The 25,891-nt window shown below is 36.5% G+C and carries 22 protein-coding genes; 13 read left to right on the top strand and 9 right to left on the bottom strand.

Annotation, left to right across the window (positions count from 1 at the left end; translation table 11 throughout):
• Positions 1-146: 146 nt before the first annotated feature.
• The 4 genes from der (at position 147) to ACQUQZ_RS23320 (ending at position 5,836) form a co-directional block, all read left to right on the top strand.
• The gene (gene der / locus ACQUQZ_RS23335; RefSeq protein WP_435357528.1) at positions 147-1,457 is read left to right on the top strand and encodes a ribosome biogenesis GTPase Der; all 1,311 of its coding nucleotides are present in this window, start codon (positions 147-149) and stop codon (positions 1,455-1,457) included.
• Positions 1,458-1,644: 187 nt separating this feature from the next.
• Positions 1,645-3,111 carry an IMP dehydrogenase gene (gene guaB, locus ACQUQZ_RS23330; RefSeq protein WP_435357527.1) on the top strand — a complete coding sequence of 489 codons (1,467 nt, stop codon included), beginning with the start codon at positions 1,645-1,647 and terminating at the stop codon, positions 3,109-3,111.
• A gap of 118 nt (positions 3,112-3,229) precedes the next feature.
• Entirely contained in the window at positions 3,230-4,225 is a 996-nt protein-coding gene (locus ACQUQZ_RS23325) for an SDR family NAD(P)-dependent oxidoreductase (protein ID WP_435357526.1), read from the top strand.
• A gap of 198 nt (positions 4,226-4,423) precedes the next feature.
• Positions 4,424-5,836 carry a tetratricopeptide repeat protein gene (locus ACQUQZ_RS23320; RefSeq protein ID WP_435357525.1) on the top strand — a complete coding sequence of 471 codons (1,413 nt, stop codon included), beginning with the start codon at positions 4,424-4,426 and terminating at the stop codon, positions 5,834-5,836.
• Between the two features lie 132 nt (positions 5,837-5,968).
• On the opposite strand, the gene ACQUQZ_RS23315 is transcribed toward ACQUQZ_RS23320, so the two are convergent.
• From ACQUQZ_RS23315 to atpD, 5 genes are all read right to left on the bottom strand, one after another.
• Positions 5,969-7,018, bottom strand: a complete 1,050-nt coding sequence (locus tag ACQUQZ_RS23315; protein WP_435357524.1) for a 6-bladed beta-propeller — start codon at positions 7,016-7,018, stop codon at positions 5,969-5,971.
• A gap of 44 nt (positions 7,019-7,062) precedes the next feature.
• Positions 7,063-7,872, bottom strand: a complete 810-nt coding sequence (locus ACQUQZ_RS23310; RefSeq protein WP_435357523.1) for a metallophosphoesterase family protein — start codon at positions 7,870-7,872, stop codon at positions 7,063-7,065.
• A 136-nt stretch (positions 7,873-8,008) separates the two neighbouring features.
• On the bottom strand, positions 8,009-8,836 hold the full coding sequence (locus tag ACQUQZ_RS23305) for an NYN domain-containing protein (protein ID WP_435357522.1): 828 nt from the start codon (positions 8,834-8,836) through the stop codon (positions 8,009-8,011).
• 172 nt (positions 8,837-9,008) lie between these two features.
• Entirely contained in the window at positions 9,009-9,251 is a 243-nt protein-coding gene (gene atpC, locus ACQUQZ_RS23300) for an ATP synthase F1 subunit epsilon (RefSeq protein WP_435357521.1), read from the bottom strand.
• A 90-nt stretch (positions 9,252-9,341) separates the two neighbouring features.
• Positions 9,342-10,847 (bottom strand): F0F1 ATP synthase subunit beta, encoded by a 1,506-nt coding sequence (gene atpD, locus ACQUQZ_RS23295; protein ID WP_435357520.1) that lies wholly within the window; start codon positions 10,845-10,847, stop codon positions 9,342-9,344.
• 362 nt (positions 10,848-11,209) lie between these two features.
• Here atpD and ACQUQZ_RS23290 point away from each other — a divergent pair, with 362 nt between their 5' ends.
• Both ACQUQZ_RS23290 and ACQUQZ_RS23285 read left to right on the top strand, forming a co-directional pair.
• Positions 11,210-11,887, top strand: coding sequence for a glycosyltransferase family 2 protein (locus ACQUQZ_RS23290; protein ID WP_435357519.1), 678 nt, complete (start codon positions 11,210-11,212; stop codon positions 11,885-11,887).
• A 56-nt stretch (positions 11,888-11,943) separates the two neighbouring features.
• Complete coding sequence (locus tag ACQUQZ_RS23285; protein WP_435357518.1) at positions 11,944-13,401, top strand: cellulose synthase family protein; 1,458 nt, start codon at positions 11,944-11,946, stop codon at positions 13,399-13,401.
• A 93-nt stretch (positions 13,402-13,494) separates the two neighbouring features.
• Here ACQUQZ_RS23285 and cysS read toward each other — a convergent pair whose 3' ends face one another.
• On the bottom strand, positions 13,495-14,982 hold the full coding sequence (gene cysS, locus ACQUQZ_RS23280) for a cysteine--tRNA ligase (protein ID WP_435357517.1): 1,488 nt from the start codon (positions 14,980-14,982) through the stop codon (positions 13,495-13,497).
• Between the two features lie 348 nt (positions 14,983-15,330).
• Here cysS and eat point away from each other — a divergent pair, with 348 nt between their 5' ends.
• Positions 15,331-16,647 carry an ethanolamine permease gene (gene eat, locus ACQUQZ_RS23275; RefSeq protein ID WP_435357516.1) on the top strand — a complete coding sequence of 439 codons (1,317 nt, stop codon included), beginning with the start codon at positions 15,331-15,333 and terminating at the stop codon, positions 16,645-16,647.
• A 56-nt stretch (positions 16,648-16,703) separates the two neighbouring features.
• Positions 16,704-17,549 (top strand): UbiA family prenyltransferase, encoded by an 846-nt coding sequence (locus tag ACQUQZ_RS23270; RefSeq protein ID WP_435357515.1) that lies wholly within the window; start codon positions 16,704-16,706, stop codon positions 17,547-17,549.
• 139 nt (positions 17,550-17,688) lie between these two features.
• Here the strand turns inward: ACQUQZ_RS23270 and ACQUQZ_RS23265 are convergent, their stop codons facing one another.
• The gene (locus ACQUQZ_RS23265; protein ID WP_435357514.1) at positions 17,689-18,201 is read right to left on the bottom strand and encodes an RNA polymerase sigma factor; all 513 of its coding nucleotides are present in this window, start codon (positions 18,199-18,201) and stop codon (positions 17,689-17,691) included.
• Between the two features lie 301 nt (positions 18,202-18,502).
• On the opposite strand from ACQUQZ_RS23265, the gene ACQUQZ_RS23260 reads away from it, so the two are divergent.
• Positions 18,503-19,423 (top strand): sugar phosphate isomerase/epimerase family protein, encoded by a 921-nt coding sequence (locus ACQUQZ_RS23260; protein ID WP_435357513.1) that lies wholly within the window; start codon positions 18,503-18,505, stop codon positions 19,421-19,423.
• A 109-nt stretch (positions 19,424-19,532) separates the two neighbouring features.
• Here ACQUQZ_RS23260 and ACQUQZ_RS23255 read toward each other — a convergent pair whose 3' ends face one another.
• Both ACQUQZ_RS23255 and ACQUQZ_RS23250 read right to left on the bottom strand, forming a co-directional pair.
• Positions 19,533-20,867 carry an MFS transporter gene (locus ACQUQZ_RS23255; RefSeq protein WP_435357512.1) on the bottom strand — a complete coding sequence of 445 codons (1,335 nt, stop codon included), beginning with the start codon at positions 20,865-20,867 and terminating at the stop codon, positions 19,533-19,535.
• 140 nt (positions 20,868-21,007) lie between these two features.
• A complete protein-coding gene (locus ACQUQZ_RS23250; RefSeq protein WP_435357511.1) occupies positions 21,008-21,331 on the bottom strand; it encodes a hypothetical protein in 324 nt (107 codons plus the stop codon).
• Between the two features lie 107 nt (positions 21,332-21,438).
• Here ACQUQZ_RS23250 and ACQUQZ_RS23245 point away from each other — a divergent pair, with 107 nt between their 5' ends.
• From ACQUQZ_RS23245 to gatB, 4 genes are all read left to right on the top strand, one after another.
• Positions 21,439-23,163, top strand: coding sequence for a GMC oxidoreductase (locus ACQUQZ_RS23245; protein ID WP_435357510.1), 1,725 nt, complete (start codon positions 21,439-21,441; stop codon positions 23,161-23,163).
• Between the two features lie 90 nt (positions 23,164-23,253).
• A complete protein-coding gene (locus tag ACQUQZ_RS23240) occupies positions 23,254-23,610 on the top strand; it encodes a four helix bundle protein (protein ID WP_435357509.1) in 357 nt (118 codons plus the stop codon).
• Between the two features lie 83 nt (positions 23,611-23,693).
• Positions 23,694-24,287 carry a gluconate 2-dehydrogenase subunit 3 family protein gene (locus ACQUQZ_RS23235; protein ID WP_435357508.1) on the top strand — a complete coding sequence of 198 codons (594 nt, stop codon included), beginning with the start codon at positions 23,694-23,696 and terminating at the stop codon, positions 24,285-24,287.
• Positions 24,288-24,424: 137 nt separating this feature from the next.
• Positions 24,425-25,870, top strand: a complete 1,446-nt coding sequence (gene gatB, locus ACQUQZ_RS23230) for an Asp-tRNA(Asn)/Glu-tRNA(Gln) amidotransferase subunit GatB (RefSeq protein WP_435357507.1) — start codon at positions 24,425-24,427, stop codon at positions 25,868-25,870.
• The last annotated feature ends 21 nt before the right edge of the window (positions 25,871-25,891 follow it).

Genomic DNA, 25,891 nt, shown 5'->3' with positions numbered 1-25,891 from the left:
ATTTTTTTGTACCTTTGCACCCCCATTGTGGGATACAATCTTTTTATGGTGTCGGTTGTGGATAAAAACACCGACTATTTTTCACAGTTCTCGTAAGAGAATCACTGTTTATTGTTTCAAAAACGATAACCGTTTACCGAATTTTTATGGCAAATATTGTTGCAATCGTAGGCCGACCAAACGTTGGCAAATCTACCCTATTTAATCGCCTCATCGAAAGTCGAGTGGCAATCACTGATAACATGCCTGGCGTAACTCGTGACCGCCACTATGGACACGCTGTTTGGACTGAAAAATACTTCACCGTCATTGACACGGGTGGCTATGTAGTTGGTTCAGAAGATACCTTTGAAGGTGCTATTCGTGAACAAGTTGAAATAGCAATCGAAGAATCTACCCTTATTCTTTTTGTAGTTGATACCATTACAGGTTTGACAGATTTGGACAAAGACTTTGCAAATGTGCTTCGTCGTTCAAAAAAACCTGTTTATGTAGTAGCCAACAAAGCCGAAACATTTGAGAGGCATCAGTCTGCTGCTGAATTTTATGAAATGGGCTTAGGCGAAGAAATTTTTCCTATTTCTTCAACCGATGGTAGTGGAACAGGAGATTTATTGGACGCCGTAGTGGCTAATTTTCCCGAAGAAGGTGTTGAAAACCCTGATGCTGGAATTCCAAGAATCGCTATTTTAGGTCGTCCAAATGTTGGAAAGTCATCATTTTTGAATGCTCTTTTGGGAAAAGATAGAAGTATCGTAACACCTATTGCTGGTACCACTCGTGATGCGGTTGATACGCATTACAGACTTTACGGAAAAGATTTTATCTTGACCGATACCGCAGGTATTCGCCGAAAAGCTAAAGTGCAGGACAATGTGGAGTTTTATTCAACACTTCGTTCAATTAAAGCTCTCGAAAGTTCAGATATCTGTGTTGTTTTGCTTGATGCTTCATTGGGTCTTGAAATGCAGGATATAAGTATCATTGGACATGCTCATAATGCTAAAAAAGCGATAGTTTTGATGGTAAATAAGTGGGATTTGGTCGAAAAAGACTCAAAAACTGCCGACCGAATGAAAAAAGAAATTCTGGATAGATTAGCTCCAATGAACTATATGCCAGTAATTTTTGCTTCGGTACTCGAAAAACAACGTATTTTCCAAGTGATTGAAAAGGTGATGGAGGTTTATGAAAATAAAACCCAAAAAATCACGACCTCAAGGCTTAACGAAGTAATGTTGCCAATCATCGAAAATACGCCACCACCAATGCTAAAAGGCAAGCAAATCAAGATTAAATACTGTGTGCAAGTGCCAACGCCTTCGCCCACATTTATTTTCTTCTGTAATTTGCCACAATACGTTCAAGAATCATATTCACGTTTTTTGCAAAATAAACTTCGTGAAAACTTCGGTTTTGAAGGCGTAACAATTACCGTATTTTTTAGAAGTAAGTAAAAGATAAATCAGGAAAGGTCATATTGAAAGCATAGCCTCACAACAAATGCTTTCAATATGACAACTAATCCTGTCAATATTTCAATCTTACAAATCCTGTTAAAGAATATTTTTTTACACAAAAATTGCCCAGTCCAAATATTTACCGTAATTTTGCTTGGCAAATAAGAAAACGAAATTATTTGCTATGTTAGATTCTTCAAAGTTGCTTTTCGAAGCACTCACTTATGACGACGTACTGCTCGTCCCAGCTTATTCAGAGGTTCTCCCACGTGATACACAGACGAAATCTTTTCTGACCAAAAATATTCAATTGAATATTCCATTACTATCTGCGGCTATGGATACTGTTACCGAATACGGAATGGCAGTAGCAATGGCTCAAGAAGGTGGTATTGGCTTTATTCACAAAAACATGTCAATTTCACAACAAGCCGAGCAAGTTCGCAAGGTAAAGCGTTCGGAAAGTGGGATGATAATAGACCCTATCACGCTTGATGAAAGTGCGACTGTTGGCGATGCTTTAAGATTGATGCAAGAATTCAAAATTGGTGGTATTCCGATTGTTGACGAAAATAGCAAACTAAAAGGTATTATTACCAACCGTGATTTGCGTTTTCAGACTAATCATTCTAAGCCAGTGGTAGAGATAATGACAAAAGACAATCTGATTGTAGGCAAAGAAGGCTCAGGACTTGCCGAAGCAGAGGATATTTTGAGAAATTACAAAATCGAAAAACTACCGATTGTTGATAAAGATTATAAAATCATCGGTTTAATTACATACCGAGATATTATCAAGAAAAAAGATAGACCAAATGCTGCTAAAGATAGTTTAGGTCGCTTAATTGTTGGTGCTGCCGTTGGTGTTACACCTGACATCGAAGCACGTGTAGAAGCCCTCATAAAAGCAGGGGTTGACGTAGTAAGTATTGATACAGCACATGGGCATTCGAAAGGTGTAATTGATACCTTGAAAAGAATAAAAATAGCTTTCCCGAAAATTGATGTAATTGTAGGAAATATTGCCACCGAAGATGCTGCCATTGCTTTGGCTGTTGCTGGTGCCGATGCGATAAAAGTAGGCGTTGGCCCAGGAAGTATTTGTACAACTCGTATCATTGCAGGAATCGGAATGCCGCAGCTTTCAGCCGTTGCTGATGCTGCTAAAGGAGCTATCAAATATGGTGTGCCAATTATCGCCGATGGTGGAATTCGCTTTTCGGGAGATATAGCCAAAGCCATTGCTGCAGGTGCAAGCACTGTGATGTTAGGTTCACTATTAGCAGGAACAGAAGAAGCTCCTGGCGAAATGGTGATTTATGAAGGAAGAAAGTTCAAAACATATCGCGGAATGGGCTCGGTAGAAGCAATGGAAGATGGCTCGAAAGACCGTTATTTCCAAGATGCTGAAGATGATATTAAGAAACTTGTTCCCGAAGGAATCGTTGGCCGTGTGCCTTTCAAAGGCCGAGCTGCCGAGGTGTTGTACCAAATGGTAGGTGGACTAAAAGCTGGAATGGGTTATTGCGGTGCTGGCGATATTGCTACATTGCAACAAGCAAAATTTGTGAAAATTACCGCATCAGGTATAAAAGAAAGTCATCCGCATGATATTCAGATTATGCGTGAAGCACCAAATTATTCGAGATAAAATAGAAATTACGAATAGAAGAATGACGATTTATGAATAATTCTGTGATTTTTACAAGTTTTGTAGAAATAAACAGAGATTCTTCAACTCGTCATTCTTCATTCGTAAATCGTCATTCATGAAAAAAGTTCTCATTACAGGTGCAAATGGCTTAGTTGGTAGCCAAATAGTTCGAAAATTTGTCGATGCAAACTTCGAGGTGTTTGCTTTGTGCCGTTTAGGAAGTGATTTATCTTTATTATCAGATATTTCTTCTAAAATAAATCTCGTCAAAGGGGATATTCTTGACATTGCTTCTTTAGAAAAAGCTCTTGAAAATAACATCGACTTCGTGGTACATGCTGCTGCCGTAGTTTCTTATTCTCCCAAGAATAGAGATAATATGTACAAAGTAAATGTAGAAGGCACCGCCAATGTGGTAAATATTTGCTTAGAAAAAAAGATAGAGAAGCTCTGTTATGTAAGTTCTATTGCCGCATTAGGTAAGCCAAATGCAGCAACTGAAAATACATTAGACGGAATAATTGATGAAAATCAAAAATGGGAAGACTCTCCTTTGAATTCCCATTATGCCAAGTCAAAATATCAAGGTGAATTAGAAGTTTGGAGAGGCCAAGCCGAAGGTTTAAATACTGTTATTGTCAATCCATCAGTGATTTTGGGCGAGGGAGATTGGAGTAAAAGCAGTACACAATTATTCAAATATGCCTATGATGAACATCAATTTTACACCGAGGGAAATCTCAATTATGTAGATGTGAAAGATGTCGTCGAAGCAATTTTTCAATTGACCGTTTCAGGAATCAACAATGAAAGATTTATCTTGAATAGCGGTACGATAACTTACCGAGATTTTTTTGTGAAAGTTGCAAAAGCATTCCACAAAAATCCACCCAAAAAATCAATTTCTCCATTTTTGACTGAAATTTTATGGCGAATAGAAGCTTTTAGGTCTTTTTTTACTCAAAAGTCGCCATTAATTACAAAAGAAACTGCTAAAAATTCTCGCACGAAATTTGCTTATAAAAACGAGAAGATTCGCCAAGCACTTGGGTTTGAATTTACAAACATTGAGGAAACCATTCTTCGGGTCTGTAGTTTTCTGACAAAGTAAAAATGTGTTAAATTTTTATTTTGTAAAAACTATTGACAATTAATAAAAAATATTTATCTTGAATCATATTTTACTTTAGTATTAGCTCTTAGCTATGAAGTTTTGTGACTTTTGAGCAAAAATCTTACACTAAAGCTATAAAATTAGTACAACATTCGGTCCTATGGTTGGACTGACTAACCTTTGAGTAGAATCTACATGCAACACGAATTCAGTGACAGGTTCGAAAACTTCGACGATGCTGATGTAAAAGCTTCGGCCGAACGTTTTGAGGAAATGCTCAAAAGTAAAGAGGCGATATTCTTCGATGAAGAAACGTACGAGCAATTGTCGGAATATTATCTGCTCAAAAGCAAGTGGGATATGGCTATGAAAGCATGCCGAATGGGCTTGCAACAATACCCATATTCGCTCGAACTTCTTTTAGACAAAGTTCAACTACACGCCAACTACGAACAGTTCGATGAGGCAATGGAAGTGCTTGATAAAGCAGCCACTTTTAACCCTTCTGATAATGAAATTACCTATATGAGAGGTGTTATAAGCAATCTCATGGGTAACTATGAAGAAGCTGTAGAACATCTTCGAGAAGCATTATTGCTATCAGATGAGAAAGAAACAGTGTATTTTCAACTGGCTCAAACCTATCAAAATTGGCAAAAATTTGCTGAAGCAGCACATTTCTACAAAAAAGCCATTCGCTATAAATTTCATGAAGAAATTGCTTTTTATGAATTGGTTTTTTGTTTAGAACAAATTAATAAATTAGAAGAAAATCTTCCATATTTCAAAGAATTAGTTGATAATGACCCATATTCACACTTTGCATGGTTTGCATTGGGTATGATGCACAGTCGCCTGGGTAAACATGAAGATGCCGCTTATGCTTATGATTATGCAGTCACTGTGAAAGAAAATTTTGCCTCGGGCTGGTTCAATCTTGCTCATGCTTATATGAATCTTAATAATTTTCTTGATGCTAAAGAATGTTATGCTAATGTATTGAAACACGAAGCACCAACGGCTGAAGTTTATACGCATTTAGGTGCATCTTGTGAAAAATTGGAGCAGTATGACGAAGCATACAAAAATTATAAAGAAGCAACAGTAATAGACGAAACTTGGGACGAAGCGTGGTTTGGTATGGGTTCGGCTATGTATGAGCAGGAGCGTTGGTTTGAAGGTATTCATTTTACTCAAAAAGCAATAAAACTCAACGAATCAAATGCTGATTATTGGCTGTTGTTGGGAGATACTGAGTCTAAATTGGGTAATTTTTTATCGAGTAATGAAGCATATAGCCAAGCGGTTGCTCTTGATCCCAAAAACCCTGACATTTGGTTGAATTGGTCATTGCTTTATTTCGAACAAAGCGAATATGATAAAGCTTTTGAAATAGTTTATGATGGTATAACAGAAATGCCTGACGACCCCGATTTGTTTTATCGTGCTGCAGCATATCTAATTTTTGATGGAAGCTATAATGAAGCCTACCAATATTTGGAAACAGGTTTGATGCTTAATTATGACTCGCATACGCAAATTTTTGACTTTTTCCCGAATTTAGATACGCAAAAAGCTCTTCATCGCATTATTGAGCAATATAAATAGTCGACGGTTTACGGTCGATAAAATATATTAAAGTGTTGATTATCAGTTGTTTGAAAAAAAAGATTCAAATCTTATAGAATAAAAAGGGCGAGAAAACTTCTCGCCCTTTGCTTTTTCTGAATAGTATCTTTACTACACTCTTACTAATTTAATCGGATATGTTTTCCTTGATGCCCATTGAGGAACATAAATGTTTTCATCAGAATCTACGCAAACATCATGTGGATGTAAGAAAACTTTGAAAGGGTCGTCTTTGCGTTGTTCTTGCAATTTATTGTTTTGATAAATTGGTTCGCTACCACCAGGAGTCGAAACCACACGATCGTTTTTATCTAGAATGGTGATATAACCAGAATTAGGATAATCTCCTGAAGTTGAGCGAAAGGCCGCTCCGTAAAGGTTTTCACCCTTCAAAACAGGTCGGCAAATAAAGGTTCCTGGCAAAGCAATCGTAGAAATATACTTACCATCAAGCGTAAATCTTTTCCAACAATTATCTACACGAGAAGTGATAATCAAAGTTGGATTTTGCTTGTTTCGAGTATCAACCACGATGCCATGATTGCAATTAAATTTATCCTCAGTACTACCATATCCACCCCAGTGACGAATATATTGCCCTTTTGAATTATATTGAATCACATAATTTAGACCATACCCGTCAGTTATATAAATATCGCCATTGACAGGATTTACAGCACTTTCAGTTGGCTTAAACTGCGTTGGATATTCATAGACGCCCGTTTCTTTTGGGTAATCAATCTTGAAAATAACATTCCCTTTTAAATCTGTCTTAATAACTTGATGGCGGTCAGTATCGCAAAGCAATAAAAACTGTTCACCACCTTCATTCAAAAGTGTAAGCCCATGTCCACCAGGGTATAATGTTCCCCAAGTATCTAATAATTTACCAGATTTATCATAAATCAAGACATTATTTTTAGTTTCATTGCCCAGCATAATAAGCCTGCCTTTGGCATCTTCTACCATTTCGTGGCAATCATTCACAGGATTTTTCCCTGCGTCTAATACGCCCCAGCCAGCAACAACTTTGTATTTATGGCTATTATGTCCAATAATGACTTCATCGTTTTTGCCGAAACTCATTTCGGGAAAAGTTGTGATAGCTGTTGCTAATCCGCTGATTTTCAGAAAGTTACGACGTGTTAAATATTCGTTCATGGTTTTTAGATGTTAGCTTTTTTAGGGTGAATAGTATCAATTATTTAGATGGTAACTTCATTTATTTTGGTTTCTGGATTCATGATATAAGTTAATAAAGCATTTTTACTCATTAACTCTACTACACGAAATCCTCGGTAAGCTGTTCCCCAATTTCCACCAAAATGAGCATCGAATAAATAAGGTATTCCGTCTTGGGTTTTGATTCCTTCTTGGTCGTGGTCGTGTCCATTGAAAATAGCTCTGACATTCTTATATTGCTTTAATAGTTCTTGAAATTCTTTCGCATCAACACCATTATCAGTCCATTTTACGGGTGTGATATGAACAAAAATAAAAACATTTTTCTTTCTTTTATATTCCTCTAATTTTTGTTTAAACCATTGAACATCAGGTGATAAATATTTGCCTTCAACATTTGATGTTGTGCCAAACAAAAAAGCATTATTGCCTAAAACATAATCATAATTAAGCGGTACACCCCAAATACGCTCCCAATATTCGGGCGTAGCATGATCATGATTACCTTGAGTTACAAAATAGGGCATCAAAAGGTCATCAAAATAGCTTTTTGCTGTCGCTAATAATTCTATTTGGTCATGAACAATATCGCCATTAATTACACAGAAGTCAAACTTTTGCTGTCTATGTTGTAAATTGATGTTTTTGACGAGCGTTTCAAAGTAATTTTGATAGTCAGTTTTAGGTTGGCCATAATGTCCATCAGAAGCTACAACGAATCGTAAACGAGGTTTTTTTGCAGAAAATGCCTCACCAAAAGCAGGAAAAATGCTGCCATCAGCGAGTAAGAAAGTAGCTAAAGAAATATTCTTAATAAATTCTTGGCGTTTCATAGATTGGTAGGTATAAGGTTTTAGGAAGTAGGTTTTAGGAGTTAGAACGAGGACGCCTGAGATAATAGATTGTTTTTTTATCTAAAACCTAAATCCTATCTTCCTAAGACCTAACCTAACACCTAAATTGCATCTTTTATTTTATTCGTACAAAAAAATGAGAAATATTATTTGTACCTGATGTGCGTTTATCAATTTCGATTTCTGGAATGGCTTTAATTAAGTCCAAAAGCTTTTTATAACCATAATTTCTGGCATCAAAATCTGGTTGTTTTTTTGGAATCAAATTTCCCAAAACACCCAGAAAAACCCAACCATCTTCTTCTGCAATATCATTGATACTATCTAATATCAGTTTGATTAAGTTTTGGTCGATTTTTGCTACAGTGGGTGTTGTCTCTGGTTCAGAGATAATGTCAACAATGGGTGGAGTAACAATTTTCTCGACAATTGCGGTTGGTTTTTTACTTTTTTTAGCTGTTTTTTTCTGATTTACTTTGACAGGAATAGGTTCTCGAACTTCTTTTTTCAAGATTTCGATATAAATAAATTTATTACAAGAAGCAATGAACGGCGAAGGCGTTTTCTTTTCGCCAATGCCAAAAACCTTCATTCCTGCTTCCCGAAGGCGAGTAGCTAATCTTGTAAAATCACTGTCGCTCGAAACAATGCAGAAACCCTCAACGCCGCCTGTATAAAGAATATCCATTGCATCAATAATCAATGCAGAATCGGTAGAGTTCTTGCCTTTGGTATAACTATATTGTTGAATGGGTGTAATGGCATTTTCGAGCAATACGTTTTTCCATCCTGAAAGATTTACATTCGTCCAATCGCCATAAATACGCTTGAAGGTTGGTGTACCATATTTGGCTATTTCCTCCAACATACCTTTAATATTAGCATAAGGAACATTGTCGGCATCAATTAGCACAGCAAGTTTGAGTTCTTTTGGCGTATCCATAAGATTTTTTATTTCAAAGGTAATGAATTACAATTAAGAATTAAGAATGTAGAATGAAGAATTAAGCGGGCGGCGTTCCGCAATGTAGAATGTTGCTGTTCGACGTTTTTCAGGTAAAACAAAAAACCACAAGCCTTACGACTTGTGGTTTTTATATTGATGTAAAAAGTTTTTATGAAACAGCTTCAGCAAGAACCAAAACTTTGTTTTTGGCTGCTTCTACTACGCCACCATCCACAACAAAGGTTTCTTTTTTGCCGTTTGCTTCGATGACTAAGTTTCCTTTCGCAAGTGTGCTGACGATAGGAGCGTGGTCTTTCAAAATTTGAAATCCACCGCCACTTCCCGGTAAAATTACCGAGTCAACCACACCACTGTAAACTTTTTTATCAGGAGTAATTATTTCTAAGTTCATTTCTTCTTTGAGATGCGAGATTCGAGATTCAAGATTTGAGATAAGAGTAAAATATTCATTCTCATATCTCATATCTCATATCTCATATCTCTATTTTGACGCTTCTGCAATTAATTTCTCACCTTTGATTACAGCATCTTCGATCGTTCCAACTAAGTTGAAGGCTGCTTCTGGAAGGTGGTCATAATCTCCGTCCATGATTTGGTTAAAGCCTTTGATTGTATCGTTGATATCAACCAAAACTCCTTTCAAACCTGTAAACTGCTCGGCAACGAAGAACGGTTGAGATAAGAAACGTTGTACACGTCTTGCACGTGATACCGTCAATCTATCTTCTTCCGAAAGTTCTTCCAAACCAAGGATTGCAATAATATCTTGTAATTCTTTGTAACGTTGCAAAATCAACTTCACACGTTGAGCAGTATTGTAGTGAGCATCACCCAAAACTTCTGCTGACAAAATACGTGAAGATGAATCAAGAGGGTCAACCGCAGGATAGATACCTAACTCAGCAATTTTACGACTCAATACAGTGGTTGCATCAAGGTGAGTAAATGTAGTTGCAGGAGCAGGGTCAGTCAAGTCATCGGCAGGTACATAAACCGCTTGTACTGAAGTAATTGAACCACGCTTTGTTGAAGCGATACGCTCTTGCATGGTACCCATTTCAGTTGCCAAAGTTGGCTGATAACCTACCGCTGAAGGCATACGTCCCAAAAGGGCAGAAACTTCAGAACCCGCTTGAGTAAAACGGAAGATATTATCAATAAAGAAAAGGATATCACGACCTTTGCCTTCGCCATCTCCATCACGGAAGTGTTCAGCAACTGTCAAACCAGAAAGGGCAACTCTTGCTCTTGCTCCAGGAGGCTCGTTCATTTGACCGAAGATAAATGTCGCTTGTGAATCTTTCAAAGCTTCTCTATCTACTACGCTCAAATCCCAACCACCTTCTTCCATTGAATGTTTGAATTTGTCACCGTATTTCACGATACCAGATTCAATCATCTCACGAAGCAAGTCATTTCCTTCACGAGTACGCTCACCCACACCAGCAAATACTGACAAACCAGCATAAGCTTTAGCGATATTGTTAATCAATTCTTGAATCAATACGGTTTTACCAACACCCGCACCACCGAATAAACCAATTTTACCACCTTTTACATAAGGAGCCAAAAGGTCAATTACCTTGATACCTGTGAAAAGTACCTCGGTTGATGTTGCTAAGTCCTCAAATTTAGGAGCAGCACGGTGAATAGACATACCTTTGGTAGTAACTGCACCAAGACCATCAATAGCGTCGCCAACAACGTTGAACAAACGACCTTTGATTTCTTCGCCAGTAGGCATCATAATGGGCGAACCCAAGTGAAGCACTTCCATTCCACGTTGCAAACCTTCTGTTCCGTCCATCGCAATGGCACGAACTCGGTCTTCGCCAAGGTGTTGTTGTACTTCGAGAATTACTTTTTGACCGTTTGCCTTAGTTACAGACAAAGCATCAAGAATTGGAGGAATTTGTGAACTCTCCCCTTCAAAACTCACGTCCACTACGGGTCCGATAATCTGTGAGATTTTACCGATATTAGCCATTTATGAAGATTTTTTAAATTAAAATCTGAAATAATATTTTGAACGCTCTTATTTCAAAGTGCAAAATTAGAAAATCATGCTCTTAAAAGCAAAACTTGTGCAAGGGAATTTGTATTTTTTTTAGAGAAATGTTGTTTTTCTGACCTTTTTGTTGGAGTAAAAGAGGAAAATTGGTTTAGTTTAAGGTTAAAAGAATAAATTTCATTCTATTTGGAATGAAATAATGATAGAGGAAAGTGTATAATAAAGTCAGTTTGCCGTAAATGAGCAACATAACTTCTTTTTAAATTCAAATACTTTGTCGGCTTGCTTACCTTTGTGTATGTAGAAAAAGCCTAAATTGCAGTCGAAATATAATTTTAATGAAAATAATCGTCATCATTCCTGCTTTCAACGAAGCAAAATCTATTGATAAAGTAATTGCCGAAATTCCACAAGATATTGTTGATGAGGTAGTTGTAGTAAATAATAATTCGAGCGATGAAACCTCAAAAGTCGCTCGCCAAGCAGGAGCAACGGTTTTGGATGAACTCCGTCAAGGCTACGGTTTTGCGTGTTTGAAGGGAATCGAGTACGCAAAAAAACAAATGCCTGACATTGTTGTTTTCTTAGATGCCGACTATTCTGATTTTCCTGAAGAAATGCGAGAATTGATCAAACCTATTACTGAACAAAACTATGATATGGTGATTGGTTCACGGGCATTGGGCGAGCGTCAGGCTGGTTCGATGACTATTCCACAGATTTTTGGCAATTGGCTGGCTACTAATCTTTTACGTTTATTTTATGGGGTTCGATATTCTGATTTAGGGCCTTTTCGAGCTATTAAATTTGAATCTTTATTAGCTTTAAACATGCAAGACACTACTTATGGTTGGACGGTAGAAATGCAACTAAAAGCAGCCAAAATGAAAATGAAAACTACCGAAAAGCCTGTTAATTATAGAATTAGAGTAGGCAAATCAAAGATTTCTGGAACTGTAAAAGGAACTGTTTTGGCTGGTTATAAGATTATTACTACTATTTTTAAATACTTATAAACAAAACCTGTAAGGTCATTTTTCAGACCTTGCAGGTTTTATGTTACAGAAAACCGATGGAACTATTCATACTTATTATATACGCCATTCCGTTGGTATTCATTTTTTCGTATAGCTTGGTGCAGTTGAGTCTGATTATTAATTATTTAGGGGGTCGAAAAAAACTCCCCTCTCCAGTGAGGAGTGGGGTAGGGGGTGAGGGGATTCCTTTGGTCACTATTCAACTTCCTATTTATAATGAACTTTATGTGGTTGAGCGATTGATAGATGCAGTTGCAGCTTTTGATTATCCAAAAGAGCGTCTTGAAATACAAGTTTTAGACGATTCAACCGACGAAACAGTGGAAATTATTGCCAAAAAAGTAAAAGAAATTCAAGTAAAAGGTATTGATATTCAGCATATTAGGCGTGAAAGTCGGCAAGGCTTTAAAGCAGGTGCATTGGCTTATGGCTTAAAAATTTGCAAAGGAGATTTTATTGCTATCTTTGATGCTGATTTTGTCCCACCTAAAGATTTTCTTCAAAAAACAATTCCTTATTTTCAAAAAAAAAATGTGGGTGTTGTGCAAACGCGTTGGCAACATCTCAACGAAAATTATTCATTGTTAACGCAATTGCAAGCCTTTGGTTTAGATGCTCATTTCACAATCGAGCAAGGTGGACGAAACTTCAAAAATCATTTTATTAATTTTAATGGTACAGCGGGAATTTGGCGAAAAGTAACTATCGAAGATGCAGGAGGATGGTCGGCTGATACTTTGACCGAAGATTTGGATTTGAGTTATCGAGCTCAAATGCGAGATTGGGAATTTGTGTATTTAGAAAACGTTGGTTGCCCTGCCGAATTGCCAGTAACAATGAGTGCTGTGAAATCACAGCAATATCGCTGGACAAAGGGAGCAGCGGAATGTGTGGTAAAAAATATGCGTAAATTATTGATAGATAATCATTTAAGTATTTCTACAAGACTGAACGGGTTTTATCATTTGATGAATAGTGCAGTTTTTGTAGCAGTTTTCTTTTTGTCGATTTTGAGTTTGCCCGTAATGCTTATTACTTCAAACACAGATAGATTTGATGTGCTTTTTCGTTATACAGCACTGTTTCAAATCAGTTGGGTGATTTTGGGGTGCTTTTATTGGATTTCTTTTCAAAAAACTGGACTTGGTTTTCTTGAATTTGTAAAGCGATTTATGTTGTTTTTACTTTTTATGATGGGTCTTTCATTTCATAACTCAATTGCCGTTGTAGAGGGTTGGATGGGACGCAAAACGCCATTTGTGCGTACGCCCAAGTTTAACATAAATAGTCAATTAGATTCGTGGCAAGGAAATAAATATTTGGCAAAAAAACTTGGTAAAAGCACATGGATTGAGCTTTTGTTGATGCTTTATTTTATTGTTGTTTTAGGCATTGAAATTCAACTAAACAATATCGGTTTAGTGCCTTTTCATTTGATGTTGATTGTTGGCTACGGAAGTGTGCTTTTTTATACTTTTAAGCAGATTCTGTGATAAGTTTTTTATGTAACGAAGGTACGGATTTAAAGATTAGCGTGAAATTATCTCAGTGTAAATCTTTAAATCCGTGTAAAAAAGATACAAGTTTTATTCTTCCCAAGCCCAATCAATGCGGTGTTTCATATCTTTGATTGACATGCCATTGGCTTTAAAATAACTTCTGATTTCGTCAACTTTATCGTACTGTTGAGCCGCTTTATATTCTCTGTAAAGATTCAACATTCCGTTCAGAACCGCATCTGAGTTTTCGGCTTTTTCTTCTTTCAAACCTAAAATGCCTTCAATAAAAAGCACAAACTTTTCTTTTAATTCATTGAAAGTTGCTTCTCCGATAGCAGCAGGCTGCAACTGATTCATGTAAATCATGTTGACATATTTCAATAAATTGAAAAGTTGAGCAATCGCTACGGCGGTATTCAAATCATCGTTCATGGCATCGTAGAATGCAAGGATTGATTTTTCGATGTCTTGTTTTTTCTTTTCGTCAATAGCAACTTCGGCTTGCTCAAATGTAAGTGTTTTTACAATTCTGAGGCCATTTGTTAATCTTCGGAAGCCTTTTTGAGCTGCTTTTAGAGCATCGTTCGAAAAATCAAGTGTACTTCTATATTGTGATTGTAACATAAAGAAACGCACCGTCATTGGACTGTATGCTTGCTCAAGTAAAGCATGGCTTCCTGCGAAAAGTTCGGCTGGAAGAAAAGAATTTCCTAAAGATTTTGACATCTTTTGGCCGTTTACCGTGAGCATATTTGAGTGCATCCAATATTTTACAGGCTCTTTACCTGTGATACCTACGCCTTGTGCAATTTCACATTCGTGGTGCGGAAACTTTAAATCCATACCACCACCATGAATATCGAACTGAGCTCCTAAGTATTTGGTACTCATACAAGTACACTCTAAATGCCAGCCTGGAAAGCCCATTCCCCACGGACTTTTCCATTGCATGATATGCTCTGGATTTGCTTTTTTCCAAATTGCAAAATCGAGTGGATTACGTTTTTCGGCTTGCCCGTCTAACTCACGCGTTTCATTCAAAAGGTCGTCCAAAATTCTTCCTGAAAGTTTACCGTAGTCGTTTCCGCCTTCATTGTATTTATTAATATCAAAATAAACCGAACCGTTTGACTCGTAAGCTAATCCCTTTTCTATCAAGGTTTTAACGGCCTCTATTTGCTCGATTAAATGTCCTGTTGCGGTTGGTTCGATGCTTGGTGGTAAGAAATTAAACTGCTCTAAAACTGTATGAAAATCGTTGGTGTAGCGTTGTACGATTTCCATTGGTTCGAGCTTTTCGAGCTTTGCCATTTTGCCGATTTTATCTTCTCCTTCGTCGCCATCGCCTACTAAATGACCAACATCGGTAATATTACGAACATAGCGAACTTTATAGCCAATGTGTGTAAGATAACGATAAAGCACATCAAAAGTCATAAACGTGCGAACATTGCCTAAGTGTACATTATTATAAACCGTTGGGCCACAAACGTACATACCTACATGATTGGGTGTGATGGATTGGAATTCTTCTTTTTGACGAGAAAGCGTATTATAAATTTTTAGGTTTTGCATAGAAATTTTATGAGTGAATGAGTAATGTGTGAACACGATGAATGAAAAAATATTTCATCAACGATTCTATCAAAACTCTTTGTTTTTAGAAAATATAAGGATTAGCGATTCTTTCGAGAAAATTAATACTAACAACAACATCGAAATGCAGACGTATGGAACATTATTATCGGAGTTTTTTTACAAAATTACAGAACGTTTATGAAATCCTACTAACTCAAAGGCATTTATTATGCCAAAATCTTGATAGGATTTGTAAGATTTTGCAACTGGCAGGATTATTTACTTGATTTTTTGAGATTAAACACCTTACTTAGAGCAATACTTCAAAGACAAGCCTTAGCACAAATGTCAAACCCTAACGAGCAAAAACTTCAAAAAAGCCTTACACCAACTCTCCTTTGGGGGCTTGGAGTTGGATATGTTATTTCAGGAATGTATTTCGGATGGAATCTTGGACTTGAAAAAGGTGGAACGCTCGGGATGGCGATTGCTACTTTTTTTGTTATTATTCTTTATTTGACTTTTTCATTGAGTTATGCCGAATTGGCTTGTGCTATTCCACAAGCAGGTGGAGCGTTTGATTATGCTAATCGTGCATTGGGTACAAAATGGGGCTTTTTGGCTGGTATGGCTCAGAATATTGAATTTTTGTTTGCTCCCCCTGCCATCGCAGTTGGCATTGGAGCGTATTTCAATGCTGTTTTTCCTCAACTTTCTATCTTAGGAGTGGCCATTGGAGCATATTTGGTTTTTACTTTACTTAATATTCTTGGTACAAAACTCGCCTCTGCTTTTGAGTTGATAATCACAATTTTAGCGGTATTAGGTTTGATTATTTTTTGGTATTTCGCTTTTCCGAAATTTGAAAGTAAGAATCTCATTATCAATAATTTACCTAATGGTTTTAATGGAGCTTTCGCAGCTTTACCTTTTGCGATTTGGTTTTTCTTAGGTATTGAAGGTTTGGCTAATGTTGCTGAAGAATCGAACAATCCACAAAAAGACATTACTTGGGGGTTTGGCTCGGCAATGGCTACGCTCGTAGTTTTGTGTGTGCTTACTTTTGTGGCGGCTGTTGGCATAAATGGCTGGGAATCAATTGTTTATAAAGCAGATGGAACAATCTCTGATTCGCCACTTCCGATGGCGATGAGTAAAATCATGAGTGATACAAGTGGTATTTATCAATTGATAGTGGGTATTGGCACTTGTGGACTGATTGCCTCATTTCATGGTTTGGTTTTGGCCGCTGGTCGAGCAACTTTTGAGTTTGGGCGTGCAGGAAATGCTCCTGCTTTTATTGGAAAAGTTCATCCAAAATTCAAAACTCCTGCGAATGCTTTATTGTTGAATATGGCTTTTGGAATTGTAGCACTTTTGAGTAATTCAACGGCCGATATTATTATTCTTTCGGCCTTTGGAGCTTTGACAATGTACATATTTTCAATGGTTTCATTGTTGGTTTTACGTCAAAAAGAACCAAACCTTAAACGCCCATTTCGTGTTCCTTTTTATCCAATTTCGCCGATTTTAGCTTTAGTAATTGCTTCAATAGCATTAATTGCCATGATTATTTATAATTTTAATTTATCGTTGGTTTTTTTCGGAATTTTGGTTGGGAGCTTTGTTGTAGCAAATTTTTTATTACGACGGATTTCCTAATCCATCTGTTTCTTACGCTATAAAAGGACGGATTAGGAAATCCGTCATACATTATTATGACCCCAAAAGATATTTTACTGCATCTGAGGCTACCATTTTCTTTTTTTTTGATGCCTGTTTATTGGTTTGCCATTAGCCAAACACCCAATTGGGACAAGCCTAAAGCTATATGGATTTTTGTTATTCTTCATATTTTTATTTACCCAGCCAGTAATGCCTATAATAGCTACTTCGATAAAGATGAAGGAAGCATAGGCGGCTTAGAAAAGCCACCCGCAGTTGATAAAAAACTCTTTTGGGCTTCATGGGCAATTGATATTTTGGCGGTAATCATAAGCCTTTTTGTACTTGATTGGGTTTTTGCCTTGATGATTTTTATTTATGGCTTGGTTTCAAAAGCATATAGCAATGATAAAATTCGTTTAAAAAAGTACCCAATTTTGAGTTGGTTTATTGTCGGATTTTTTCAAGGAGCATTTACGTATTTTACTATTATCTTGGTATTTGAGAAAAACTTTGACAACCTTCATGGTCAAATTTTGCCAGCCATGATAAGCACCATGATGCTTTGGGCGGTTTACCCAATGTCACAGATTTATCAACACGCAGAAGACGCCAAGCGTGGAGATACTACAATGAGTATGCTTTTAGGAATAACAGGAACATTCTTTTTCACAGCAATTGTTTTCTCGATTGCTTTTGCAGGATTTTTCTTTTATTTCAATCAAGCTGATTTTCTTTACTTGCTCATTTTTAACTTCCCAACTCTTGTATTTTTTGGTTGGTGGTTTGTTAGAGTTTTAAAAAATAGCACCCAAGCAAACTTCAAAAATACGATGTGGTTAAATTTACTGGCCTCACTTTGCCTAAATGCCTTCTATATTTGGCTTTGTGTGAAATGAAGCTTTGCGTGAAAATCTGTTTTATTAAATAATTATCAAAGAAAAAGGTTGTCTGCAATGCAAACAACCTTTTTGAATCTTCCTCTTTTTTAACCAAAAACCGCATATTTATCACGGAGTACCTCCTAAATATTATCTTTTAATATGCGTAAGCATACATATATAATTTATCTTTCAACTCTTTACGAGCGATATGAATTCTGTTTTTTACTGTTCCAATGGGAATATTTAATTTTTGAGCAATTTCATGGTATTTAAAACCCTTGAAGTACATCATAAACGGAAGTTTATATGCTTCATCAAGTGTTTCAACTGCATTATTAATATCTTCCATCGCAAACTCTGAATAAGCATTGTTGTCAATGCTACTTTCCATGTTGTTGATATAATGCAGATTGTCCGTTGTATCAATAAAAGTGTTTTTACGAATCATTCGTTGGTAATTCGTGATAAACGTATTTTTCATGATGGTGTATAACCAGGCCTTCAAGTTGGTTCCATCTGAATATTTATCACGATTCAAGAATGCTTTCATCAATGTGTCTTGCAATAAATCATTGGCATCTTCATGGTCTTTTGTCAGCCTCATAGCAAATGGCTTCAATGATTTTGATGTTTTTGATATGGCGAAGTTAAATTCGATGGCTGTCATAGTTTGTTGGTTTTTGTTGAAGCAAATTTAGTAAAACTTAAACAAAATAAACAACACTTTTTACTATTATTTTCAAAAATAATCTTTTTTTCTTAAAAATTGATAAAAAATGCAATAAATCAGCACTGTTGTGAAGTATTTTAACCAAACACTTTGTTTAATATTATAAAAATAAAGATAAACAAATTTGTGAAAAAACATTTGTTTAAATAAAGTATATACGATAGTTAAACAAAATAAGATTTTAAAGAACCTATTTTTTTTATAATTTTGGTTGAACAAACTTTATTCAACCAAAACTATGTTAAAACTCGGATTTGTAAGTGCTATATTGGCTGACTTTGGCTTTGAACATGTAGTTGATTTTGCTTCAAAACACGAATTTTCTTGCCTTGAAATGATGTGTTGGCCAACTGAAGGTGGAGATAATCGTCGTTATGCTGGCGTAACCCATATCAACGTTGATAAATTGGACGCTCAGCATGTAAAATATATTAAATCATTTCTACATGAAAAAGGTATTACTATTTCGGGTTTAGGCTATTATCCCAATCCATTAGATGCCGACAAGAAAAAAGCAGAGTTTTATATTGAACATATCAAGAAAGTGATTCGGGCTTGTAATACCTTACATGTGCCAGTAATGAATACTTTCATTGGGCGTGATCCAAAAAAGAATATCCAAGATAATTTGAAGACTTTCAAGAAAGTTTGGAAGCCAATCATCGAAACGGCTGAGCAAGAAGGAATCAAGATTGGCATCGAAAATTGCCCCATGTTTTTTACTAATGATGAATGGCCTGGTGGGAAAAATTTGGCAATTAGTCCAGCTGTTTGGGACAGAATGTTTGAAACTTTCAAAACGCCGTTATTTGGGCTCAACTACGATCCTTCGCACATGATTTTTCAAATGATGGACGAAATCAAACCGATTTATCAGTACAAAGACCGTCTGCATCATATTCATTTGAAGGATGTAAAGGTTTACCATGATAAATTGGATAGAGTGGGTATTTTGGCTAATCCGCTTGAATATCACTCACCAAAACTTCCTGGTTTGGGTGATGTTCGTTGGGGAAAATTCTTTGCTGCTCTGACTGATGTTCGTTATCGTGGCTCAGTAGTGATTGAAGTAGAAGACAAAGCGTATGAAGGAAGCCCAGATGATATTACAAAGGCGATTTTACAAAGTAGAAATTATATTAGACAATACTTACCTTGAAAATCAATGAGTGATTGTTAGAATGAGCGAATAAATTAAAAAGCCTTCAGAACTTTGTTTGCTGAAGGCTTTTCATTTATCATTAAGCATTATTCATTTTATATTAATATCAATGCCCGCTACCCATTGGCACATTTATATCAGCTTCAACTTTTTTGGCTTTAATGAGCATCGTGGCCGCTGCTGCTGTTAATAAAAGAACTCCTGCGAAAGTAATCGCCTTGCCAGGGTCATTATTTAAGAAATGCTTCAAAATATAACCAAAAGTAAGTGTTTGAATCAACATGGGAATCACAATCATCATATTAATAATTCCCATGTAAACCCCATAACGCTCTTTTGGAATTTCGCCCACAACTATTAAATATGGAATTCCCATCATACTTGCCCAACCAATACCAAAGCCTGTAATAGCAGGAAACAATAAATATTTATTCTCAATCATCGGAAAAGCTAAAAAACCAATTCCTGCTAAAACCAAACAGAAAGCGTGTACCATTTTTGGCGAATATTTTTTGGCAAAATAAACCAAACTAAAAGCCACCAAAAACATCACGATATTGTACCAACCATTTACCAAACCAGTCCAGCTAACGGCCTCATTATAAATAGGATTGTCTTGGTAAGTCGTAGTTTTCCAAACTGATTGTGCAATACTTTTCGAGGAATTTTGCCAATAACAAAACAAAGCATACCATTGAAATAAATAAACCAATGCCAATTGCCACATAACTTTGGGCATTTCTCGAATCGCTTGCGGAATATCAACAAATGGCGTAAGAATACTCATCGGTGTAGCTTTCATTTCTGCCAACTCTTCCTCGCTCGGAGGAATTTCAGCAGTTGTTCGCATACTCCACCAAACCGAACCAATCGAACAAATAGCTCCTAAAAAGAATGAAGCATAAACCCAAGTTGGTAATGAGCCAGTTGTACCTAAAAATATTAATGGAAAAATAAAAATCGAAAGATTAACTAAAGTTTGCCCCAAACCTGTGAAGAAACTTTGTGCCTGAAAACCCGTTGGTTGTTGTGATGCATCTAATTTATCAGCAATAAAAGCTCGATATGGCTCCATGGCAGTATTATTACCCACATCCAAAATCCATAAAAGCCCTGCAGCCATCCACAAGGAGCTACTAAAAGGATAAAGAAAAAGTGCTAAACTGCACATCAAAGCACCTACAAAGAAATAAGGTTTACGACGACCAAAACGTGGCGACCAAGTTTTGTCAGACATGGCTCCAATGATTGGCTGAATCAAAAGTCCAGTCATGGGCCCCGCTAAGTTTAACAAAGGAATTTCATCGGGACTTGCCCCCAAAAAGTCATAAATTGGATTAACCGCACTTTGTTGAAGACCAAAACTATATTGAATGCCAAAGAAGCCAACATTCATATTGATGATTTGAGCAAAACTTAATTTGGGTTTTGAAAAATTCATAGGTTATAAGGTTAAAGTAGTAATTGCACAAAGGAAAGAAAAAATTTCATTTTTCTGAAAAGAATCCTAAAAATCAATTTTGATATTAGATAAGTTGGTGAGAGAAAAACCCAGTAATCATACAATCGCTTAATTGTGTCTTACTTTTTTGTGGTAGGAAACTCATCAATTCCAAGTGTGGTCAACAAAGGGTTTAAGGTTTTTGTTGTAATCGTTATCTGAAAAAACTTTACTTTCATCGCATCAAAATCGCATACAAACTTATTCTTCACTTTCAATGTGCGATAAACCGCTGTATAATTCACCTTTTTCTGTTCCCATCCATTCAAAGCTAAGTTGGTTTGAATGCATTCAATTGCACGTTTTAAGTTTGAAAAATAGACAATAAAAGGTTCTCGCTTACGAATATCGTTGAGCGAGCCAATATAATTGATACTTACTTCATAAATAATAGATTGACGCATAAAATGATCGATAAATTTTGTAGAAAAGATTCTTATTTATTGAATTTTCTTTTGAAAAACTTGTCTTAAATTGCGAACAACAAATAACAATCATTTTTCTTGAACCAATGGCAAATCTAAATACAACATTAAACAAAACCAATACTTATGACGCCATCGTAATCGGCTCAGGCATGAGCGGAGGCTGGGCCGCCAAAGAATTTTGCGAAAAAGGCTTAAAAACCTTAGTTCTTGAAAAAGGTCGAATGGTCAATCATATAGAAGATTACCCAACCATGATGCAAGATGCTTGGGACATGGAGCATCGTGGTTCGTTGACTCCTGAAGATAGAGAAAAATACCATATTCAAATCAGAAGTGGCTTTGTTGGCGAATCAACCAAACATTTTTTCACAAATGATATTGATAATCCCTATCAAGAAACCAAGCGTTTTGATTGGATTCGTGGTAATCAAGTGGGTGGGCGTTCGCTTACTTGGGGTAAGCACGTTTATCGTTGGAGCGAGCATGATTTTGAAGCAAACGCCCGTGAAGGCATTGCCATTGATTGGCCCATTCGCTACAAAGATATTGCTCCATGGTATTCTTATGTCGAGAAATTTGTAGGTGTTAGTGGTGAAAAATTAGGGTTGGCACATTTGCCTGATGGAGAGTTTTTACCGCCAATGGAGCTCAATTGTTTGGAAAAACATTTTAGAAAAGAAGTAGAAGAAAAATTCAAAGGAAGACACGTAACCATAGGCCGTGTAGCTCATTTGACTGAACCACAGCCACAACATTTAGAATTAGGTCGTGGAAAATGCCAAAATCGCAATCGTTGTTCAAGAGGCTGCCCTTATGGAGCATATTTTAGTAGTAATTCAGCTACTTTGCCTGCGGCTAATCGAACAGGAAATTTTGTTATTCGACCAAATTCGATTGTTCATTCACTCATTTTTGATGAAAGTACAGGCAAAGCTAAAGGTGTAAAAGTAATTGATAGTGAAACCAACAAGGAAATTGAGTTTTATGCTAAAGTTGTTTTTGTTTGTGCTTCTACATTGGCGTCAACACAAATTTTGTTGAACTCAACCTCCAACCGTTTTCCAAATGGCATGGGAAATGACAGTGGTGAATTAGGACATAACCTGATGGACCATCATTATCATGTGGGGGCAATGGGTAGCTATGATGGCATGGAAGATCAATATTACAAAGGTCGTAAACCAACGGGTGTTTTTATTCCAAAATATGTAAATATTGATGAAGCCTCAAAAAATCCTAATTTTTTACGTGGCTATGATTACCAAAGTGCTGGTGGCGGTCGTGGAGATTGGGGCAGAGGAAATGGTATAGAAGGAGTCGGTGCATCATTTAAAGATAGCTTGTTCAAACCAGGTGGTTGGGGAATGGGTTTGATGGGATTTGGTGAAGTGCTACCTTATCACGAAAATAAAGTTACTTTGAGCAAAGACAAAACCGATAAGTGGGGAATTCCACAATTGGTTTTTGAGGCTGAATTGAAAGATAATGAGTGGAAAATGCGTGAAAAAATGAAGTCAGATGCTGCGGAAATGCTTGAAAATGCGGGTTTCAAAGATGTAAAAATGTTTGATAATGTTGGTGGTTTAGGTAATGGTGTGCATGAAATGGGAACGGCCCGCATGGGAAAAGACCCTAAAACGTCAGTGCTAAATGCTCATAATCAAATACATTCTGTGCCTAATGTCTTCGTAACCGACGGAGCTTGCATGACCTCAGCCAATTGTGTCAATCCATCAATTACTTATATGGCACTTACTGCTCGTGCAGTAGATTTTGCGGTGAGTGAATTGAATAGAAAAAACCTTTAGCGATTGACGATTATTGATTTTCGATTGACGATTACTAATTTTTATTTTCAAGCTAAAATTGTCAATCAAATTAATCGTAAATAAAAAATTATGGATGCTGAGATTTTTAAATTTAGAACAAAGCAATTGGCTTTGAGAATTGGGAAAATGGCTGATGCCATACCCAATACAAGAAGCTCAAGTATTTATGCAAAACAAATAATTCGGTCATCTTCATCTGTTGGAGCAAACTATCGAGCTGACTGTAGAGCAAAATCACCTGCTGACATGATAAATAAATTGAAGATTGTTGAGGAAGAAGCAGATGAAACACTTTATTGGTTAGAATTAATTACCGAATCTGGACTTTTACCTGAAAATCGGCTTACAGATTTAATAAAAGAGACAAATGAAATTATTTCTATGACGGTCGCTTCAATTATAACATTAAAAAGTAAACAAAAATAAATAAATTAAAGTAGATTAGTAATTGTTGATTTTTAATCAAAAATAAGAAATCTACAATCGTCAATCAAAAATCAACAATCAATATGAATCGCAGAGAATATATAAAAAATACAGCCTTATTTTTAGGCTATGCTGTTTCGGCAAGTGCTGTTTCAGATTTGCTGATTTCTTGTCAAAATGAAGCCAAATTGACTTGGCAGCCTGTTTTTTTGAGTAATAACCAAGCAAATACGATTGCTGAAATGGCGGAAACTATCTTGCCACGAACAGCAACCCCAGGTGCAAAAGACTTAGGCGTGCCGCAATTTATTGATAAAATGCTGAAAGAATTGCTTACTGAGGCCGACCAAAAAGAGTTTGTCGAAGGCATTGAGTCTTTAGATAAACGTTGTGAAAAAGATTATGGAAAAGCATTCGTAGCATGTGAGCAAAAGCAAAAAGAGGAAATTCTCACACAACTTGACAAGGAAGCAGCCAAGTTTCCACCAAGTCTTTGGGGAATTGTTTTGGTAGAAAAACCCGACCCCATTACCTTTTTCCGAAGAATGAAAAGCCTGACTTTGATGGGTTATTTTACATCTGAAAAAGTAGGAAAAGAAATTTTAAGATACGACCCTGTTCCAGGAACATACATTGGTTGTATGCCTTTAAATGGCATGAATTCTTGGACAGAATAGCAGCAAGTGAAAAACTATAACGAAAGTTTCAGCGAAAAACCCTAAATTTGCATTGTAATAAAGAGCATTATTGTTAGCAATGGTCTGTCTAAATATATCATTAGCTACATTCTTAATTGTGCTTTAAGCACCAAAATATGAAATACGAAATAGTTATAGGTTTAGAAGTCCACTGTCAACTTTCGACAGAAAGTAAAATTTTTGCATCCGATACCAATAAATTTGGTAGCGAACCCAACACCAATATTAGTGTCATTACTTTGGGACACCCTGGAGTTTTACCAAAATTGAATAAAAACGCAGTTGAATATGCCATAAAAATGGGTTTAGCTTGTGGTTGTGAAATTACGAGAAACAATTATTTCGACCGAAAAAATTATTTCTATCCTGACCTTCCAAAAGGCTATCAGGTGTCGCAAGATAAATATCCTATTTGTAAAGGTGGAAGCATAACGGTACGTTTGAAAGATGGCAAAAGTTTCCGTGAAAGAACATTGGAACTACACCACATTCACTTAGAAGAGGATGCAGGAAAATCTGTGCATGATGGAAGCGATGCTTTTACTTTGCTCGATTACAACCGTGCAGGTACACCATTGGTCGAGATTGTTTCAGAACCTTGTATGAGAAGTGGAGAAGAAGCTGGAGCATATTTAACAGAAATCAGAAAGATGGTGCGTTATCTTGATATTTGTGATGGAAATATGGAAGAAGGATCGATGCGTGCCGATTTGAATATTTCGTTAAGAGAATTTGGAGCAAAGGAGTTTGGAACGAAGGTCGAAATCAAGAATATGAATTCGATTCGTAATTTACAGCGAGCGGTTGACTTTGAATACAAACGCCAGTCAAAAATGCTTGATGCAGGCGAAAAAATCATTCAAGAAACCCGAATGTTTGATGCGGATAATGGAGAAACTTACGGCATGAGGTTAAAAGAAACGATGAATGATTATCGTTATTTTCCTGAGCCAGATTTAGCTCCAATTAGAATTTCGGATGAATGGTTGGCTGCAATTCAAGCAAAAATGCCTGCATTACCCAATCAATTATTCGATAAATTTACAAAAGAATTTGGCATTTTAGAAGAACACGCTGTAACACTTACAGAATCAAAAGAAATGGCGAGTTACTTTTTGGAGACTTGCCAATTAACATCAAACTATAAAGTCGTTTCCAATTGGCTAACCTCTACGATTCGAGGTTATTTGAATGAAAATAGTATAGAGATTAGTGATTTTGCTCTTAAGCCAAGTCAATTAGCTGAAATAATTTTATTGGTTGATGAAAACAAAATCAGTAGTTCGGCCGCTTCACAAAAGCTATTTCCGTTGATGCTTGAAAACCCAACACAAACAGCATTGAAATTGGCAGAATCTAATAATTTGATTCAACAAAGCAATACTGACACGCTACAAGCGTTAATCAACGAAGTTCTGGCAGCCAATGCCGATAAAGTAAAGGAATACAAAAGCGGGAAAAAAGGCTTACTTGGCATGTTTGTTGGAGAAGTTATGAAAAAATCGAAAGGCTCTGCCGACCCCAAACGTACCAACGAACTATTGATAAAGGCTTTACAATAAGGGGCTTTTAGCAACTATTTT

The sequence above is a fragment of the Emticicia sp. SJ17W-69 genome (genome assembly GCF_051209875.1).
Lineage (GTDB): Bacteria > Bacteroidota > Bacteroidia > Cytophagales > Spirosomataceae > Emticicia.
Note: the sequence above shows the minus strand (reverse complement) of the source record. Positions and strands in the feature narration are given on the sequence as shown.

Excerpts from the sequence above, each read along its gene's own strand:
- ACQUQZ_RS23250 (WP_435357511.1), bottom strand. The coding sequence starts at position 21,331 with ATGCGTCAATCTATTATTTATGAAGTAAGTATCAATTATATTGGCTCG.
- ACQUQZ_RS23235 (WP_435357508.1), top strand. The coding sequence starts at position 23,694 with ATGAATCGCAGAGAATATATAAAAAATACAGCCTTATTTTTAGGCTAT.
- atpD (WP_435357520.1), bottom strand. The coding sequence starts at position 10,847 with ATGGCTAATATCGGTAAAATCTCACAGATTATCGGACCCGTAGTGGAC.
- ACQUQZ_RS23245 (WP_435357510.1), top strand. The coding sequence starts at position 21,439 with ATGGCAAATCTAAATACAACATTAAACAAAACCAATACTTATGACGCC.
- ACQUQZ_RS23265 (WP_435357514.1), bottom strand. The coding sequence starts at position 18,201 with ATGACAGCCATCGAATTTAACTTCGCCATATCAAAAACATCAAAATCA.
- der (WP_435357528.1), top strand. The coding sequence starts at position 147 with ATGGCAAATATTGTTGCAATCGTAGGCCGACCAAACGTTGGCAAATCT.
- ACQUQZ_RS23315 (WP_435357524.1), bottom strand. The coding sequence starts at position 7,018 with ATGAACGAATATTTAACACGTCGTAACTTTCTGAAAATCAGCGGATTA.
- ACQUQZ_RS23285 (WP_435357518.1), top strand. The coding sequence starts at position 11,944 with ATGGAACTATTCATACTTATTATATACGCCATTCCGTTGGTATTCATT.
- cysS (WP_435357517.1), bottom strand. The coding sequence starts at position 14,982 with ATGCAAAACCTAAAAATTTATAATACGCTTTCTCGTCAAAAAGAAGAA.
- ACQUQZ_RS23290 (WP_435357519.1), top strand. The coding sequence starts at position 11,210 with ATGAAAATAATCGTCATCATTCCTGCTTTCAACGAAGCAAAATCTATT.
- ACQUQZ_RS23305 (WP_435357522.1), bottom strand. The coding sequence starts at position 8,836 with ATGGATACGCCAAAAGAACTCAAACTTGCTGTGCTAATTGATGCCGAC.
- ACQUQZ_RS23325 (WP_435357526.1), top strand. The coding sequence starts at position 3,230 with ATGAAAAAAGTTCTCATTACAGGTGCAAATGGCTTAGTTGGTAGCCAA.
- ACQUQZ_RS23310 (WP_435357523.1), bottom strand. The coding sequence starts at position 7,872 with ATGAAACGCCAAGAATTTATTAAGAATATTTCTTTAGCTACTTTCTTA.
- ACQUQZ_RS23270 (WP_435357515.1), top strand. The coding sequence starts at position 16,704 with ATGACCCCAAAAGATATTTTACTGCATCTGAGGCTACCATTTTCTTTT.
- gatB (WP_435357507.1), top strand. The coding sequence starts at position 24,425 with ATGAAATACGAAATAGTTATAGGTTTAGAAGTCCACTGTCAACTTTCG.
- ACQUQZ_RS23320 (WP_435357525.1), top strand. The coding sequence starts at position 4,424 with ATGCAACACGAATTCAGTGACAGGTTCGAAAACTTCGACGATGCTGAT.
- eat (WP_435357516.1), top strand. The coding sequence starts at position 15,331 with ATGTCAAACCCTAACGAGCAAAAACTTCAAAAAAGCCTTACACCAACT.
- guaB (WP_435357527.1), top strand. The coding sequence starts at position 1,645 with ATGTTAGATTCTTCAAAGTTGCTTTTCGAAGCACTCACTTATGACGAC.
- ACQUQZ_RS23255 (WP_435357512.1), bottom strand. The coding sequence starts at position 20,867 with ATGAATTTTTCAAAACCCAAATTAAGTTTTGCTCAAATCATCAATATG.
- ACQUQZ_RS23260 (WP_435357513.1), top strand. The coding sequence starts at position 18,503 with ATGTTAAAACTCGGATTTGTAAGTGCTATATTGGCTGACTTTGGCTTT.
- atpC (WP_435357521.1), bottom strand. The coding sequence starts at position 9,251 with ATGAACTTAGAAATAATTACTCCTGATAAAAAAGTTTACAGTGGTGTG.
- ACQUQZ_RS23240 (WP_435357509.1), top strand. The coding sequence starts at position 23,254 with ATGGATGCTGAGATTTTTAAATTTAGAACAAAGCAATTGGCTTTGAGA.